The organism is Sneathiella litorea, from assembly GCF_009882915.1.
Lineage (GTDB): Bacteria > Pseudomonadota > Alphaproteobacteria > Sneathiellales > Sneathiellaceae > Sneathiella > Sneathiella litorea.
Genome location: NZ_WTUW01000001.1, coordinates 125,790 through 142,105 on the forward strand (window position 1 = coordinate 125,790; position 16,316 = coordinate 142,105).

Genomic DNA, 16,316 nt, shown 5'->3' on the forward strand with positions numbered 1-16,316 from the left:
GCCCTGATCGGTCATGACAAAGGGACGTGAGGCGATTATGTTAACAATTAATAGCAAGACAATACCAGTGAATTTTCGAAGGAAAATAGATATGCCTCAGGACATGGATCGGGGAATAACCGGGTATCACGCCCATATTTATTTTCGTCCGGAAACGAAACCTGCCGCTGCGGCTGTTCGCGAACAACTGGGAGCAATGTTTGACGTTGCCCTAGGCCGCTGGCATGACAAGCCGGTTGGACCACACCCGATTTCTATGTATCAGGTGGCATTTGCGACAAGAGAATTCGAAAAAATCGTACCTTGGCTTATGCTAAACCGTCAGGGCCTCGATATCCTGGTGCACCCAGAAACCGGCAACGACCTTGAAGACCATCGTGATCATGCACTCTGGCTTGGAGAAAAGCTGACTCTAAATCTGGAAATGTTTCAAACGAACTAGGCGCGTTTAGCTATTGTCCTTGTTCTGATAAGCCATATTACAATGCTTCAGGCAATAGGGCTTGCTTGGCACAGCTTCGTCTCCGCAAAAGTGGAAATTATCCTCACCCGGATGACCGATTGGCCATTGGCAGGCACGATGCGCCGGAATGACCTTCTTTTTCGGCTTTGCCGCCGCAGGCGTTGACTTGGACGATAGACCAAGGCGGTTTGCCTTGCCGATGACAGCGTTGCGGGTAACATCCCCCAACTCCTCGGCAATTTCAGCTGCTGTTTTGCCTGAGCCCCAGAGCTTTTTCAGCGTCTCAATACGTTCGTCAGTCCAACTCATTCCATAATCTCTTGTTGCAGTTGCCTCAAATCATCAGCGGGTCACTTGATATGTGAATGTTGCGCCGCCGCCAAAGCCTCATTGATATATCCTCGACAGCGGGCAGAGTCTATACATAAACCGTTTAAGGGCTTTATGGCGCATAGGAGATACGCCAAACCGTCTGGCTGACTGCGTCAGCGATCAGGAGCGATCCGTCTGCCGCTACCGCAAGCCCAACCGGCCGTCCCCAGACCTTTGCAGCGCCAGGATCATTCGCTTCAATACGGAACCCGGTTGCGAAATTCTGATATGATCCTGTAGGATATCCGTTTTCAAATGGGACCCGGACTATTTTATAGCCCGTAGGGTTTGAGGCATTCCAGGACCCTTGGAAGGCAACGAAGGCATCGTTTTTATAATCGTCCGGGAATTGGTCCGCTCTGTAAAAGGTGAGACCGAGCGGTGCGGAATGAGACTGGAACAAAACATCAGGCAGGATTGATTTTTCAACCATTTCCGGGGCCTTATCTGCATAGTCAGGATCAGGTATCTTGCCGGAATATGCGTATGGCCAACCATAAAATCCGCCCTGCTTCACTTCCGTTAGATAGTCCGGCACAAGGCCATCTCCATAACCATCGCGCTCATTGACGACCGTATAAAGCGCGCCGGTTACCGGGTTGAAATCCATACCAACCGGATTGCGAAGCCCAGTCGCAACCGTTTCCATCCGCTTGTTCTCAAGATTGAGTTTCTGAATGCTGGCCCGCGGCAACGGCTCTATGCCAACATTCGATGCACTTCCTACGGATATGTAGAGTGCGTTGTCCTTTTCATCATACAGAAGAATGCGTGTCCAGTGGCCATGCCCATCGCCAAGAGATCCAGGCTCAGTTACATCTTCCAGTTGACCCGATACATCAAGGTTACCCACCTTAAAGGGGACACGGCGGACCTGGGTTTCCTCCCCAATATAAAGCCAGTCGCCGATGATAGCCATGCCGTGTGGCGTTTCAAGATCATCAACCAAAGTCTTGGCCAATTCCGCCTTCCCATCACCATCCACATCTCGTAAAATTGTGATCTTGCCGCCCTTTGGCTCCGCCAGCAACACATCACCATTGTCCAGGGCGTAAAGCCATCTCGCGTGAGTCAGCCCCCTCCGAAAGGGATTCACCTTGAAACCGGGAGGCAGATTGAGCTCCCCTTTTTTGTTTGTACTTACTTGCCGCGGACTGAGTGCCTCAACTGGTGTCTCATAGGGTTTTGGCAGGTCCTCGGCACGGATGGTTATCATTGCCCCCACTTCGTCACTTTCCTGAGCATGAACAAGAGAGGTCGGTATGATAGCAGCCAACAGAATTATCAAAGCCATCGGGTATTTTAGAACAACCATTTTACGTTTCATTTCCTCTCTCCGATAATCAATTGACAACCATTTTCTGATAATAATGGGATATGGTCTTGTCTCAAGCATAAGGAAAGCTAAACTACAATGCGGGGCGCTTTCTTAAATATGTCGAGGATTTTGTTACAATAATGTCGCGAAAAGTACTTCTTGTCCTCCATCAAGCAACTTCTGATCCAGGTCGCGTAGGTGAAGCCATTCGCACTCGAGGATTTGATCTCGACATACGCATTCCCGCGATTGGTCAACCGCTACCGAAGACAATGGACGGTCATGCCGCCGCCGTTATTTTTGGTGGTCCGATGAGTGCCAATGACGATCATGAGGATTTCATTCGCAAAGAAACAAAGCTGATCGACGTTCTGTTAAAAAGCGAAACCCCGTATCTTGGTATCTGCCTAGGAGCCCAGATTATGGCGCGGGCGTTGGGGGCGCGTGTTGCGGAACACAAGGAAGGATTAAGAGAAGTTGGCTATTACCAACTGACACCGACGGAAGACGGCCGCTCTCTTTTCAAGAAACCTATGATGGCATATCAATGGCACCGTGAAGGATTTGACGTCCCGGATGGAGCCACCTTGCTTGCCTGTGGTGATTTCTTTCCAAATCAGGCCTTTCAGGTCGGCAAAAACGCTTATGGCATCCAGTTTCATCCGGAAGTAACCGAAGCAATGAACCGCCGATGGACAACAAAGGCGGCGCATATGCTGAACGACCCGGGGGCGCAATCACGAGAGATGCAGCTGGACGGTCGGCGTAAATATGACGCCGACATGTGCAACTGGCTCAACAGTTTCCTCGATCATTGGCTGCCGCCGCTTGCGCAGCGACAGGCCGCATTTGGAAGCTAGATTGCTCGCTTGGACCGCAAGTCCGCAATCTCTTCAGTTGAATAGCCGAGGCTTTCCATTATTTCGTCCGTATGTTCACCTAAAGTCGGCGCCCGACGCTTTAGCTTGGTGTCGGTTTTCGACATTTTGATCGGCAATTCGGTAACTGGGATTTTCTTATCAAATCCCGGATACTCGACCTCTGTTAGCAAGCCCATAGCGGCAAGATGCGGATCATTTAGAACTTCCTGGGGTGACATAACAGGACCACAAGGAAGACGAACTTCATCCATTGCGGCTATGGCCTCTTTCGTGGTTCGTTCCGCGCACCATTTCGCCATGCGTTCCGAGATAATCTCATTATTGTCGCCCCGGCTCTGGTCAGTCTTAAACCGTGGATCACTGAGCCAGTGATCTTCCCCGATCAGTTTTGTCCAACGCTCGAATAAAGGCCAACCGAGTGATTGCACCAAAACCCACCCGTCCTTTGTCTTGAAGGTGTCGCCTGGTCCAGCGCCTTGCGCGCGGTTTGCTGTTCCAACCCGGTTGAGTTGAAGCATCGCCTGCTCCATCAGTGTAACACTGGTTATCAGCAAGGAAGATCCAAAAAGGGACGTATTTATAACCTGCCCTTCGCCCGTCATATCGCGGTGTCGAAGTGCCGCCATCGTCCCGATTGCGCCCATGAGAGCCGTCGTAAAATCGACATAGGGACCATAAAGCTTCCGTGGTTCTCCCTCGCTGCCGGACATATACATTGCGCCCGACATTGCCTGACCGAGGCCGTCAAATCCAACACGGTTTTTATAAGGCCCCTCATCCCCAAAGGCAGAACCATGCGTCAGAATAATGTCTTCCTTGATGGCTTTAAGGCTTTCATAGTCAAGCCCCATCGCCTCCAGTGTTTCAATGGGTAAATTGGCAACCACAACATCAGCGGTCTTTACGAGACGCTTGACCACTTCGCGTCCTTCGGGCTTCATCGGATTAAGGGTAATGCCTTTTTTATTCTGTCCCATTTGCATAAAGAGACCGCCGTCACCTGTTTGCTCTTCCGTGAGAGGCGTTACATAACGGTCTTCACTGCCAGCCAGTTTCTCAATCCGGATAACCTCTGCGCCGAAGTCTGATAATACCGTGGCACAATACGGGCCCGCGATATAGCGACCAAAGTCCAGCACCCGAATTCCCGATAAAATATTTGACATGTCATTCCTTCCTGATCGTTCTTGTTATTCTTTTACAGGTGTTTAACCCTACCAATTTGCTCGCAAGAGTGCCCTTAATTGCCGCATTTAGCAATTGTTTTAAAGTCAAAAATGATTGAATTTATTCAGCGTCCGGCAATTCAGCAGCCAGAATTTGAACGCCTTCCGCTGTCGGGCCTTTGTCGCTATCCAATACTTTAAGCCGGGTACGCTGCCCTTCTTTCAGGGCCCCAAGCCCTGATTTCTCAAGCGCTTTCATATGCACGAATATATCGGGGCCACCGTCATCGGAAGTGACAAAACCAAAGCCCTTACGACTATTAAAGAACTTTACGGTTCCAAGAATAAAGTGACAGGAACTGCTTTCTTTTTCGAGAACCGGGGCAGGTCCAATTTCAACAATATTTTTAACCTGCAATCCACGGTCTCCAACCTCCAGATCACAGACAATTGACGCCCCTTCAGGCAACCCTTGAAGATTATGTGGCTCAAGCACTGAGATATGCACGAACGCATCACCGGTTCCCTGAACGGGCGCGACAAAGCCAAATCCTTTTGTCGTGTTAAACCATTTTACTGTGCATTTAACGGCTTTAGTAGGCCGTAGCTGCAATTCGTCCGATGCTTCTAAATCATGCATTGAGGCTACCTATACCCAACCGACCTGTTGCCTTATCGACCTGACGGTGAGAAAACGATCCAACCCTTTTTTTGCACAGAACCAGTATCACCAAGCATTTATGGTAAGGGTTGCGGTGAATGTTCCCATGAGTACATTTCAGCCGGTGTGGATGCATTGATTTGTGTCAATAGTTCATATCAACACATCCACAGCTCCGATATCAGGATAGACAGGCGAATTAACAGAATAGGTGCTGTCAGATTTTATCCGGCGTGCGTTCCCCGGACTGGATAATCATTCTCCCGGATGAACTTCACGCCGCGCAAGATGGCGCCGAGTTCCGGCCGGGCAAACGGGGCATTCGAGATATCAATAATCTGGATAACATTGTCTGGTCGAACAACAAAGAGACCCGGCTCTGGGAAAGGCTGATCTGTCTCTTTGGGGGAGCGCGGATCAGAAATATAAAGACCTAACGCCATCATTTGATCAATCGATAAATCATAGCCAACAGGAAAGCTCAACCCATTTTCCTCGGCAACTGCCGCCGCTTTTTCATGACCGTCCCCGGAAATGGCAACCACCTTCAGGCCCGCAGCCTCAAACTCCTCTTTAAGGCTTTCCAACTGTGTCAGGTAGCGCATACAGATCGGGCAATGTTTTCCCCGATATATAACGACGAGTTGCCAATCTTCTGTATCCGCCGCCCCTGCGCCAAGCGTCATCGTACCGCCGGCGACCATAGGCACTGTAATTTCCGGAAACTTCTGTCCTGCTATAAGTTTATTGCTTGTCACTATTAGGTAACCTCCTGCGGGAAAATGTTTAAAAATCAGTATATATGGAACAATCGTTCCAATTATTTAGAGGTTTATAACCAGAAAACAAGGGCAATTTCCGGTCTCGACATTTCATTATTTATGTCGTTCCATGGATTGCATAAAATACCTCTATCCCTACAATAACCCTACTTTTGCAACCTTATTCCAATTATAGGCATTCTTTAATGATGGCCGGTCCTCTCAGTGATTTCCGTAAAGCAATTTCCAAACTTTCCAGGATAGATAAGAATTCTGCTGACGCTGCGCGCGCGCGCGATGCCGTCCTGACAAAACCTGCTGGCGCCCTCGGGCAGCTGGAAACACTCGCTATCTGGTTATCCGGCTGGCAGGGGAAGCATCCTCCAAGCTACGATCACCCTCAAGTGGTCATTTTTGCGGCTAATCATGGTGTTTGCGATCAAGGTATTTCTGCCTTCCCTCAGGAAGTCACTTTGCAAATGGTCGGTAATTTTGAAAGTGGCGGGGCTGCGATTAATCAACTTGCACTCGCGTTTGGCGCCAGCTTTTCTGTTACTTCTCTGGAACTGGACAATCCAACCAAGGATTTTACGAAAGCGCCTGCCATGGATGAGACAGAGTGCGCAAATGCACTGTCCACGGGATGGAATGCGGTCGATGAAAATACCGATATCCTGGTAGTGGGTGAGATGGGGATTGGGAACACAACCGTGGCGGCCGCCCTCTCGGCAGCTATCTTTGGTGGCCGCGGCACCGACTGGGCGGGGCCTGGCACTGGCGTTTCCAGTGAAGGCATTCAGCATAAAGCCAAGGTAATCGACGACGGGCTTTTGCGTCATAAGGACATTCTTGATGATCCACTCAAGATACTCCAATGCCTTGGGGGCCGGGAAATTGCAGCCATGGTTGGTTCAATCCTCGCCGCACGCCAGAAACATATACCCGTTCTGCTCGATGGCTTTGTTGCCACTGCTGCTGCAGCCGTTCTTTATAAAGCTAATCCAGAGTCCCTTGATCATTGCATTGCGGCCCATGTGTCTGCTGAACCCGGTCATGGAAAATTACTCAAGGCAATTGATAAGGAGCCTCTTCTCTCGCTTAGCATGCGGTTAGGCGAAGGTTCAGGCGCGGCTCTCGCACTCGGGATCATCAAAGGCGCCGTCGCTACACATAATGGCATGGCAAGTTTCGCTGATGCGGGGATAAGTGGAGAAAAAGCCGATTAGGGTTATAGGTGTCTTACGCGGTTCATATCATTCACGAAATTTACGCGCCAACTCGTTTTAGTGGCGTTTTGGAATAGTGTTAAATGCGTCACGGAAAGCGGATCAATTGAGAGGGAAAGCATCCTTTCCGGCGCCATACCGAGGGCCAATCCGACGATTGCCCGGATTACCCCTGCGTGAGTGACAACTATCAGATGCTGATCTTTCTCAAAGTGACGTAAATCGTCCACTTCCCCTTGAATCCGACGAATAAGATCAACAAAGCTCTCTCCCCCCTCAGGTGTACCAGTGGCCGGATCATCAAAAAAGGCTTGATAAGTGATCGGGTCGATCGCCTCAACGGCCTGATACGTTTTTCCTTCCCATTGCCCGAAATTTTGCTCCCTGAGCATGGTACGTTCATGGATAGGGTGCTCTGCTCTCCCCTGCTTTCTCAGAATATGACGGGCTGTTTCCCGGCACCGCGCAAGATCGCTAGTGATGACAGCGCTGTCGGTTGGAAGCAGGCTTGCAAGCTGATCCAGCCTGGCTGCGTCTGAAAAATCCGCGGACAAATCCAGATGACCATAGATTTTCCCAGCATTGACAGGCGCGTGACGCACTAACCACCATTCCCGCGTTAAATAGTCACATTTCATGTTATCAAAAGATCAATGCGCCAGATTGCCATTTACTCCACTGTAATTTTGGTAAGCTGCCAAATCGATCGGCCATAGTATTTTTCCTGGGCAAGCTCCTTATCCGTGTCATAGGGATAAATGATCCAAAAGGGAGAATAAACGCCTTCTTCCAGCCATTCTCCATCCATTTTATAAGCAATAATCACGTCAAAATCCTGAGTATCTGAAATTGGAATTTCAACGGTATAGCCATCGACGGCCATGGCTTTAAGGACGCTCCCCTTCGCGTCAACTTTGTCCAGAATATCCCGTAATAGGGTACCCCGAAATCGCGTCTTACCCGTCGTCCAAGGACTGGATGTCACGATGTCGATTGGCGTCGAGGCTGCCATATCACCGGGACTAAAATATATAGCGCCATGTTGAGATTCGATTTCGCCAGTAATCATCAGCCTCTGCTCCTCAGCACGAGCTTGAGACGCGCCAAATGTGAACATGAGTGTCACTATGGCCAAAGCAAAAAAGTGCCCATACCTGAAAGGCCTGTATTTCTCTGTGCAAGAAGTCGTCAATGTTTCACTCCAGTTAATTCTCGATCACTTGGCATGGCGGCCTTGATCAATTAAAGCTGCTTAAATCCACCTCATCCTGACGCAGAAGCGATAATGATGGAGGTGATCGTAATTATCGTATATGTAGCCGATACCAAAGATTTCGTTCAAAGGTTTTTTAATGAAGCGAACATTATTCGTCGCCTCAAACCGGCTGGGAGACGCGGTCCTGACGACAGGAGTGTTGCACTACCTCCTTGAGAAAGAACCAAATATCCCCGTCACTGTTATTTGCGGCAATATCCCAAAAAGCATATTTGAGGGTATCCCCGGCGTAGAGCGTGTCATCAGCGTTAAGAAACGCCGCTTTAGCCTGCACTGGCCCGAGGTAGCGCTCAACTTGGGGCCTGTGTTCTGGCATCGCATCGTCGATTTTCGCGGCTCTCTCCTCGGCTTTCTTCCCGGCCGCCACCGGCACATATGGCGAGGTGGTCAGGATGACATTCATAAAGCCGTAGCCAATGCGAGACTAATCGGTCTGGACAGTCCCCTGCCCCCCCGCATTTCTCCAAACCTTGAACAAATCACTGCAAGTCAAAAGTGGTTGGGGCTGGAGAATGAGCGAAAACAGATTCTGGCACTCGCCCCAACAGCCAATTTCTACCAGAAACAATGGCACCATGAAAACTATCTCTGGCTTGCTAGAAAACTGACGACGCAAGGTGGCGTTCTTGAAGGTGCGCGCGTCGCGGTTTTTGGTGCTCCGGGAGAAGAGGCCCAGGCGATGCCTGTGGTGGAAGCTTTACCTCGCGAGCAGGTAATTGACCTTGTTGGAAAAACCACGCCAATGGAGGCTGCAACGATCCTGTCGCAATGCGCCCTTTTTGTGGGTAACGACTCTGGCCTGATGCATACAGCTGTGGCTGTTGGGATTCCGACTGTTGCGCTTTTTGGTATAGGCAAACCCACGGTCTATGCCCCTTGGGGCGAAAAATCCTTATGCCTGAAAAGCACCCCTCCCGGTACGCCGATTACCAGAATAGCGAAAACCGCAGACTCCGAAGAGAAAGAGCCGCTCCCCCTTGAGTATGTGCTTGATGAAATAGAAACATTCTATCGCAAGATCAGCTAAGAAACGCTTATGGCTAAACAGGCTTTGTTCTTACTGGAGGCGTTACCCCGCCGTCGAACGAAAATTGATGATTATAGAGATCCGCATAGACGCCCTCTTTTTCCAACAGCTCGTCATGGCTGCCACTTTCTACAATCATACCATCCACTACCACATTTATTATATCTGCATCGAGAATAGTCGAAAGGCGATGGGCAATCACGAGGGAGGTTCGCCCTTTCATCAGATGTTTAAGTGCCGACTGAATTTTGCGCTCGGATTCGGTATCCAATGCAGAGGTCGCTTCATCCAGTAGCAGGATGGGAGCATCCTTCAACATGGCCCGCGCGATGGAAATTCTCTGTTTCTGACCGCCGGAGAGCCGGACGCCATGACTTCCAACCATGGTGTCATACCCCTTTGGAAGTGCCGTCACGAAATCATGAACCGCGGCCGCTTTCGCCGCGGCAATAAGCTCAGCGTCGGTTGCATCGTCCCGGCCATAGGCGATATTTGCCTTAATTGTATCATCAAACAAAAAGACATCCTGACTTACAAGCGCAATTTTCTGTCGGAGCGAGGCCATGGTGACGTCACGGATATTCTGTCCATCAACCAGAATGTTGCCTTCGTCCACATCATAGAATCTCGGGATTAGATTGAGAATAGTGGACTTCCCGCCCCCGGAAGGCCCCACAAGCGCCACCCTTTTTCCCGCCTCCAATTTAAGTGAAATGTCTTTCAGGACAACTTCATCAGGATTGTAGGAAAATTTGACATGGTCGAACTCTATATCTCCCCGTTTAAACTCAATAGGAGTCGCCGCCGGACTGTCGACCACCTTATGATCAACATCCAGCAGTGTAAAAATCCGTTGTACGGCAGCAAGGCCCGTTTGCATGCGTGGGAAAAGTTTTGCAACGCTCTTGATGGGTTGGTAGGCAAGCATGATTGCCGTAATGAACGCGAAGAAAGTACCCGGCGTCGTCTGACCATCGATAACGTTGCTGGCCCCATAAAAAATTACGCCAGCGATCAAGAAGCCCGCTAATGTTTCGACGATAGGTCCGCTCGATGCCTCTATTCGCAGCGCCTTGAACTGGATACGGAAACGATCCTCAATCACTTCATTGCCCTGTTGGACCGCCTGCGTTTCGCGGTCATAAGCCTTGACCACACGAATACCCTGAAAATTCTCCTCCAAGAATGAACTGAAATCCGCGGTCTGTTCAAGCACCTTGTTAGAGGCCTTACGGGATCGTTTACCAAGTTGGCGGATTGCCAGCGCTCCGGGGGGCAGGGCTATCAATGTAGCCAGCGCCATTTTCCAGTCATAATAAAAGAGTGAGGCAATCAGGAATATTGCCGTCAGGCTGTCCTTGGTCATTACCACCAAAGTCTGGGTCGCCACCGTTTTCAGATAGTTTGTATCAAATACAAAGCGGGAAATCAGTTCGCCGGATGAATTGTCGTGAAACCAGGCGAGATCCGCGAACACAAGTTTCCTGAAAAGATTTTTCTGAATGTCGGAAACAACGCGCGTCCCCACCCAGTCCATTACAATGGTCTGACCATAAGTCGCAAAACCGCGCGCGGCAAATATACCAATTACAGCAAGTGTGGTGTAGATAACGAAGTCGGAGTTTTTATCGAAAAACACTTCATCAATGATTGGCTTCATTACAAAAGCTGTTGCCGTTGCGGTCAAGGCACTCACGATCATAAAGATAATCGCGAGGAAAAGCCGGCCTTTATAAAGTGAGACATAGTCCCGCAACAATCGACCATAAAGGGCGACAGTCGCTGATTTGTCTGGCATTTTGGGTGTTGGTTGGCTCAATATTTTTTCCGGCTTCACCTGTCTAAACTGCCTCACAGGTATCACAAGCCCTGTTTCCTGAATAGATAAAATGCCCATTTTTACAAGCGTGCGATAAAGACCCGGCTTAGATACAACAGTTTCTGCCCCGCGCTCTCTAATCCTGCCAGCTAAATGAATTTCTCCACAGTTTTTTATTGCTAATGATTATCACTTTTATTATTGACTATAGATGAGAATGAAAATCATACTTAATATCAGAAAGACAATTTTTATGTTGCACGTCCCTTTAAGGCCGACGACGCTGACCCTTGTGTTCACGACCGCCCTACCTTTTATGCTCTTTAGCCTGCCTGTCTCTGCCGAAGAGGAGAGCTTTCCGAAAATTACAGGGGAGCTTTCCGTCGAGGTTGAGAATGACTGGACATATCAGTCAGATGATCCGGATGCTGAAATTAACGACCTTTACCCCACTGTTGTTCTGGGTACAAATGTTGCCTTCACAGAAGTCTTTTCATTAAATTTCGAAGCAACACTCGAACCCGTTGAAGATGCAACCAGCGACCGCGCGTTTGAGGATTTAGGTGGATATCTTAATATCATTACCGTTAACTACGATGGCGAGGCGGTTTCCGCATATGCCGGTAAATTCACCCCCAATTTCGGTATTGCGTGGGATATCGCGCCGGGCATTTTCGGCACCAACCTCAATGAAGATTATGAACTCGCGGAGATGATTGGTTTCGGGGGCGGCTTTCATTTTGAGGCGGCGGGCGAACATACAATATCAGCCAGCACATTCTTTCAGGATACCAGCTTTCTGAGCAATTCTGTCGGCACACAGCGTGGGCCATTGCGCCTTTCTGACGGCGGCGCCGGCAACACGGAAAACTTCTCGTCATTTGCGGTCGCGCTCGATGGTAATTTTCAGAAACTTCCCGGATTTCGTTATCACCTTGGTCTTTCCTCACTTGGCGCAGGCGAAGACGGCAACGACCGACAGCTTGGTTATGCAATTGGCGGGGAATATGCCTTCAATATAGGAGAGGATGTAACCCTCTCTCCTATGGCCGAGTATGTCTATTTCGACAATTATGGTGGTATCGACAACGACACAGCGAAATATTTTACCGCCGGTCTGGCGTTAAACTATGAGAACTGGGCTGCTTCCTCAACCTATCAGCTTCGCGACACCGAAGTCGGTGGCGTTATGACGGACGATCACGTTGTCGATCTCACTGTGGGCTATGTCTTTGATATGGGTCTTGGCGTCGCTGCAGCCTGGCGCAGCGCAGAAGAAGACAATATCGACTCCGAAGGTCTCGGCCTCCTCCTTTCCTATGCAATTGACTTTTAAACCTGAGGTATCCGATGAAAAAAATTAACCTTTATGCTGGCATTTCCTGTATTGCGCTAGCACTTGCTTCCACAACTTATGCATCGCAAACTGATCCTATCCGGAACATCTCGAGCTATGCACTCGATAAGGATGCCGCCGGATATATTCCAAAATATGATGCCTATCCGGTCATCGCAAACTATGCCGCACTGGTCGCGGAGAATTACAAGCAATCCCTGCTCGATGCTCAGGATTTACAGTCTGCGATCGCAACTCTATTAGAAAACCCCTCGGATAATACGCTGAATGCTGCACGGAATGCCTGGATCAATGCCCGCACAAGCTATCTGCAGACAGAGGCATTTCGTTTCTATGAAGGCCCCATTGACTATGTTGATGAGAAAACAGGTGAAGAAGGTCCGGAAGGAAGATTAAACGCCTGGCCCATTAATGAAGGCTTTATCGACTATGTCGAAGGAAACCCAGAGGCCGGGATCATCAACGATACCTCGATTGAGATAACGGTCGACTCCATCCGGGATAAGGATCAGGTGGAGGATGAGGCCGATGTGACGACGGGCTTCCACGCCATCGAATTCCTGCTTTGGGGGCAGGACATGAACCCTACGTCACCAGGGAACCGCCCCGTTACAGACTTTACCGCGGGTGAAGGCAACAATGATCGGCGAAGGCTGTATCTGCAGACGATAACCGAGATGCTGGTTGCCGACCTGGATTGGCTTAAGACAGCCTGGGATGCCAGCAATCCGGACAGCTACGCCGCGAAATTCAAAGCATACTCAGATCGCGAAGCACTTGGCCGGATCCTCACATCGCTCGCAACGCTGAGCGAGTTTGAACTTGCCCTGGAACGAATTGCAACTGGCCTGGATAGTGGTGATCAGGAGGATGAACAATCCTGCTTCTCCGACAATACGCTCAATGACATCATTTTTGATCAGCGCGGTATTCGCAATGTCTACTTCGGCAGCTATGGAAACGTGAATGGCCTCGGCCTGAATGATCTGATTGGTGATCTGGCACCGGACCTCAACAATCGGATGATCACAGCGCTCAACCAAACGGACGCAGCCATTTCGACCCTCAACTATCCTTTCGACTCTATTCTGGCATCCGAACAAAATAGCAAGGCCCGTGCGGAAGCCGAAACCGTAATCGCCGCCCTGCAAGCACAGTCAGATGTCATTAAGGACATCGGCAAGTTATTGGGGGTCAAGGTCATTGTCCCAACTGGCGGTTAAGAAGGATTTTGAACCCCTATGACACCGAAACTTTGGATAATAGCGGCTGCAATAATATCGCTTTTACTACAGGCCACGCCTGTAAATGCCAGCTATGATACCAAGGCACCAATATCCGATTCCCCGGGCGGCGACACCACGCAGCCGACCCGGGGTAAAAACTCTTTTTCACTTCCGGCCGCGAATATAAGCCGTGAACAATTGAGGATTTTTTTCTTCGGAAACAAACTCTTTAACACTAACTGGGTAATTGCGCCCGCATCAGTCAAGACACTGGATGGGCTCGGCCCAACCTTTAACCGCGTCTCCTGCTCAGGTTGCCATTTACGCGACGGGCGTGGCCAACCGCCAGAAAAAAAGGGCGACGAATTTCTCTCCATGCTGTTCCGGCTGAGCATTCCCGGGACGGATAAACATGGTGGCCCAAACCCTCATCCCGTCTATGGTGATCAGCTGAATGATCGTGCAATCCCCTCTGTGCCCGCAGAGGGCAAGGTGGTCATCGAAAACACAAAGATTGCTGGTCAATACGCAGACGGAACCCCCTATACACTACTCCGGCCTGAGTATCATTTCATGGATCTCAACTTTGGCCCGCTTGGCCCCGACACTATGATCTCTCCCCGGGTTGCGCCCGCGGTCATTGGCCTCGGCTTGCTGGAAGCTATATCGGAAGAAGACTTGCACGCTCTCGCGGATCCTGACGATATCGATGGTGACGGCATTTCCGGCCGTCTCAATCATGTATGGGATCAAAGCGAGAAGGCGATGAGTATTGGCCGCTTTGGCTGGAAATCAAATTCAGCTTCCCTGCTTCACCAGAACGCTTCGGCCGCAGCTGGGGATATTGGTCTTACAACCACTCTTTTCCCTGACAAGAATTGTCCAGAGGCACAAGTAGCCTGTCATCAGGCGCCGGGTGGCAATACACCTGAAATCAGTGATGAATTTCTTGAAAAACTGACCCTTTACACCCAGGTACTTGCCGTACCGTCACGTCGCCATGCCAAGAATCCAGATGTTCTGGCGGGCGAGACTCTTTTTCGGGAAATTGGCTGTGCTTCTTGCCATGTTTCGACCTTCGTGACGGGAACACACCCTACCCTAACGCTGCTGTCAGACCAGACAATTCATCCGTTCACAGATCTCTTGCTGCATGACATGGGAGAGGATCTTGCCGATGAACGACCAGACTTCGCGGCGACAGGCCGGGAGTGGCGAACTGCACCGCTTTGGGGAATTGGTCTGGTTGCCGCAGTTAACAAACATACAAATTTCCTCCATGATGGCCGCGCCCGGTCAATTGAAGAAGCAATTCTTTGGCATGGAGGAGAAGCACAAAAAAGCCAGGAGGCCTTTAAAAACCTGAGAGCCTCTGAACGTTCTCAATTGCTGGCCTTTCTTAACTCACTATAGACCTATGAGTTACTTGCAAGTCGGTCGTGACGGCGCACCTGGCGCCATAGAACAAGCGCCAGAATAAGGCCGATGGTTGAAAGAAACGCCATAAACAAGAAACTGTAGGAACCGTCACGCTGATGCAACCAGCCCGCGGCTATGGTGAAAATGCCAAAGAAGATGCCCATGGCAAGACTGTCATAAAGGCCTTGTGCGGACGCTGAAATTGCTGGCGGCACTCTTTTCCCGATATAGCCAATAAAGGACATATAAAGGAGCGCAAAGGTCAACGCATGTAGCGTCTGCGCAAATCCCAGGACAATTGGCGATGAACTTACGGCAATTAACACCCATCGGACCATTCCGCCAAGTGCGGAAACCGCAATCATCGGTGTGGCACCAAATCGGGCGATCAGACGCCCCGAGATAGCAAACATTCCTATCTCTGCGACTACGCCAATTACCCAGAAGAGAGTAATTTCCGCATTCGAATAACCAAGGTTCGCCCAATGGATTGCGCTAAAACCGTAAAGACCCGCATGGGTGGATAGCAGCAGGGAAACCGTTATCACGAAAAGAGGGAAATTCGGCAAAACAAGGGGCTTAAAAAAAGGGGACTTTCCCTTATCAGGCTCGGTTCTTATTGCGGGCAGCATCAACGATGCCAAAAGCAAGAAAGCGGCCGTCAAAAGCATTCCGACATATATTGCATTTATGCCGAAATAATCCGCGGCAGAACCAACCAGCAACGAAAAGGCAATAAAACTCATTGAGCCCCAAAGACGGGCTTTGCCAAAATCAAGACCAACGGTTTGTTGGGCGCGAAGTGTCAAACCGTCAGAGAGTGGCACCGCAGAGGAAAGCGCAGCTCCCGCCGCACCCCAGATCAACGCATAAAAAAGCCACCCTTCAACGTTGGGTAAAATAATCAAGGTGGTAACGAGGAAAAGAGCCAGAGCAATCAGGATATTTCTGCGATTTCCCGTCACATCCGCTATCCAGGATGTCACAGGCACGAAGATCAGCTTGGCCCAGTATGCAGCTCCCATAACAACACCAACATACTCAACTGAGATATAGTGCTCCAGCCAGCGAGGCCACAAAGGAATTGCAATCCCATACACTGAGAAAAAAGCGATATAGTATAGCGACATGCGAAGGTGCGCGGAACGCCTTGTGTAATCAACCTCAGCCATGAATTCAACGCTCACAAAATGGACATTTAATTAATAATGCCCTATCCGGCCTCAAGGGCGAAGGGGCAGTATGGGACCCAAATTTCCTTTTACAAGATTCTAATGAGAAAGGGGCCAATTGCGCGTTTATATTTCCCGCCTGACTTAAGCCAACTTAAGAAAAGCGCTGGAT

Annotated in this window: 16 protein-coding genes; 7 read left to right on the plus strand and 9 right to left on the minus strand. The window is 49.9% G+C overall.

The genetic code is table 11. The annotated features are described in order from the left end of the window. The first annotated feature begins 91 nt into the window (after window positions 1-91). Window positions 92-442, plus strand: a complete 351-nt coding sequence (locus tag GQE98_RS00640) for a DOPA 4,5-dioxygenase family protein (protein ID WP_161313623.1) — start codon at window positions 92-94, stop codon at window positions 440-442. A 6-nt stretch (window positions 443-448) separates the two neighbouring features. Here the strand turns inward: GQE98_RS00640 and GQE98_RS00645 are convergent, their stop codons facing one another. Both GQE98_RS00645 and GQE98_RS00650 read right to left on the minus strand, forming a co-directional pair. After that, window positions 449-772, minus strand: a complete 324-nt coding sequence (locus GQE98_RS00645; protein ID WP_161313624.1) for a GcrA family cell cycle regulator — start codon at window positions 770-772, stop codon at window positions 449-451. Window positions 773-905: 133 nt separating this feature from the next. Continuing rightward, window positions 906-2,162 carry a PQQ-dependent sugar dehydrogenase gene (locus GQE98_RS00650; protein ID WP_161313625.1) on the minus strand — a complete coding sequence of 419 codons (1,257 nt, stop codon included), beginning with the start codon at window positions 2,160-2,162 and terminating at the stop codon, window positions 906-908. 131 nt (window positions 2,163-2,293) lie between these two features. Between GQE98_RS00650 and GQE98_RS00655 the strand changes: the two genes are divergently transcribed. After that, the gene (locus GQE98_RS00655) at window positions 2,294-3,013 is read left to right on the plus strand and encodes a glutamine amidotransferase (RefSeq protein WP_161313626.1); all 720 of its coding nucleotides are present in this window, start codon (window positions 2,294-2,296) and stop codon (window positions 3,011-3,013) included. Here the strand turns inward: GQE98_RS00655 and GQE98_RS00660 are convergent. The 3 genes from GQE98_RS00660 to GQE98_RS00670 form a co-directional block, all read right to left on the minus strand. After that, window positions 3,010-4,200: a CaiB/BaiF CoA transferase family protein gene (locus tag GQE98_RS00660; protein WP_161313627.1), complete on the minus strand. Its 1,191-nt coding sequence runs from the start codon at window positions 4,198-4,200 to the stop codon at window positions 3,010-3,012. The two genes, GQE98_RS00655 and GQE98_RS00660, sit on opposite strands and share 4 nt — an antisense overlap. 121 nt (window positions 4,201-4,321) lie before the next feature. Then, window positions 4,322-4,840: a cold-shock protein gene (locus GQE98_RS18070; protein WP_161313628.1), complete on the minus strand. Its 519-nt coding sequence runs from the start codon at window positions 4,838-4,840 to the stop codon at window positions 4,322-4,324. Between the two features lie 245 nt (window positions 4,841-5,085). Further along, entirely contained in the window at window positions 5,086-5,619 is a 534-nt protein-coding gene (locus tag GQE98_RS00670) for a redoxin domain-containing protein (protein ID WP_161313629.1), read from the minus strand. 209 nt (window positions 5,620-5,828) lie between these two features. Here GQE98_RS00670 and cobT point away from each other — a divergent pair, with 209 nt between their 5' ends. Continuing rightward, window positions 5,829-6,848 carry a nicotinate-nucleotide--dimethylbenzimidazole phosphoribosyltransferase gene (gene cobT, locus GQE98_RS00675; protein ID WP_161313630.1) on the plus strand — a complete coding sequence of 340 codons (1,020 nt, stop codon included), beginning with the start codon at window positions 5,829-5,831 and terminating at the stop codon, window positions 6,846-6,848. Window positions 6,849-6,850: 2 nt separating this feature from the next. On the opposite strand, the gene GQE98_RS00680 is transcribed toward cobT, so the two are convergent. Then, on the minus strand, window positions 6,851-7,450 hold the full coding sequence (locus GQE98_RS00680; protein ID WP_161313631.1) for a histidine phosphatase family protein: 600 nt from the start codon (window positions 7,448-7,450) through the stop codon (window positions 6,851-6,853). Between the two features lie 68 nt (window positions 7,451-7,518). Further along, window positions 7,519-7,917: a putative pterin-binding protein gene (locus GQE98_RS00685; RefSeq protein ID WP_161313632.1), complete on the minus strand. Its 399-nt coding sequence runs from the start codon at window positions 7,915-7,917 to the stop codon at window positions 7,519-7,521. 283 nt (window positions 7,918-8,200) lie between these two features. On the opposite strand from GQE98_RS00685, the gene GQE98_RS00690 reads away from it, so the two are divergent. After that, on the plus strand, window positions 8,201-9,151 hold the full coding sequence (locus GQE98_RS00690; protein ID WP_161313633.1) for a glycosyltransferase family 9 protein: 951 nt from the start codon (window positions 8,201-8,203) through the stop codon (window positions 9,149-9,151). 13 nt (window positions 9,152-9,164) lie between these two features. On the opposite strand, the gene GQE98_RS00695 is transcribed toward GQE98_RS00690, so the two are convergent. After that, on the minus strand, window positions 9,165-10,970 hold the full coding sequence (locus tag GQE98_RS00695; RefSeq protein WP_202526009.1) for an ABC transporter ATP-binding protein: 1,806 nt from the start codon (window positions 10,968-10,970) through the stop codon (window positions 9,165-9,167). Window positions 10,971-11,223: 253 nt separating this feature from the next. Between GQE98_RS00695 and GQE98_RS00700 the strand changes: the two genes are divergently transcribed. From GQE98_RS00700 to GQE98_RS00710, 3 genes are read left to right on the plus strand one after another with little or no spacing between them, the layout of a single operon-like run. Beyond that, a complete protein-coding gene (locus tag GQE98_RS00700; RefSeq protein ID WP_161313634.1) occupies window positions 11,224-12,306 on the plus strand; it encodes a hypothetical protein in 1,083 nt (360 codons plus the stop codon). A 14-nt stretch (window positions 12,307-12,320) separates the two neighbouring features. Continuing rightward, window positions 12,321-13,550: an imelysin family protein gene (locus GQE98_RS00705; protein ID WP_161313635.1), complete on the plus strand. Its 1,230-nt coding sequence runs from the start codon at window positions 12,321-12,323 to the stop codon at window positions 13,548-13,550. 18 nt (window positions 13,551-13,568) lie between these two features. Beyond that, the gene (locus GQE98_RS00710) at window positions 13,569-14,966 is read left to right on the plus strand and encodes a di-heme oxidoreductase family protein (protein WP_161313636.1); all 1,398 of its coding nucleotides are present in this window, start codon (window positions 13,569-13,571) and stop codon (window positions 14,964-14,966) included. A 2-nt stretch (window positions 14,967-14,968) separates the two neighbouring features. On the opposite strand, the gene GQE98_RS00715 is transcribed toward GQE98_RS00710, so the two are convergent. After that, a complete protein-coding gene (locus GQE98_RS00715; RefSeq protein ID WP_161313637.1) occupies window positions 14,969-16,144 on the minus strand; it encodes an MFS transporter in 1,176 nt (391 codons plus the stop codon). Window positions 16,145-16,316: the final 172 nt, after the last annotated feature.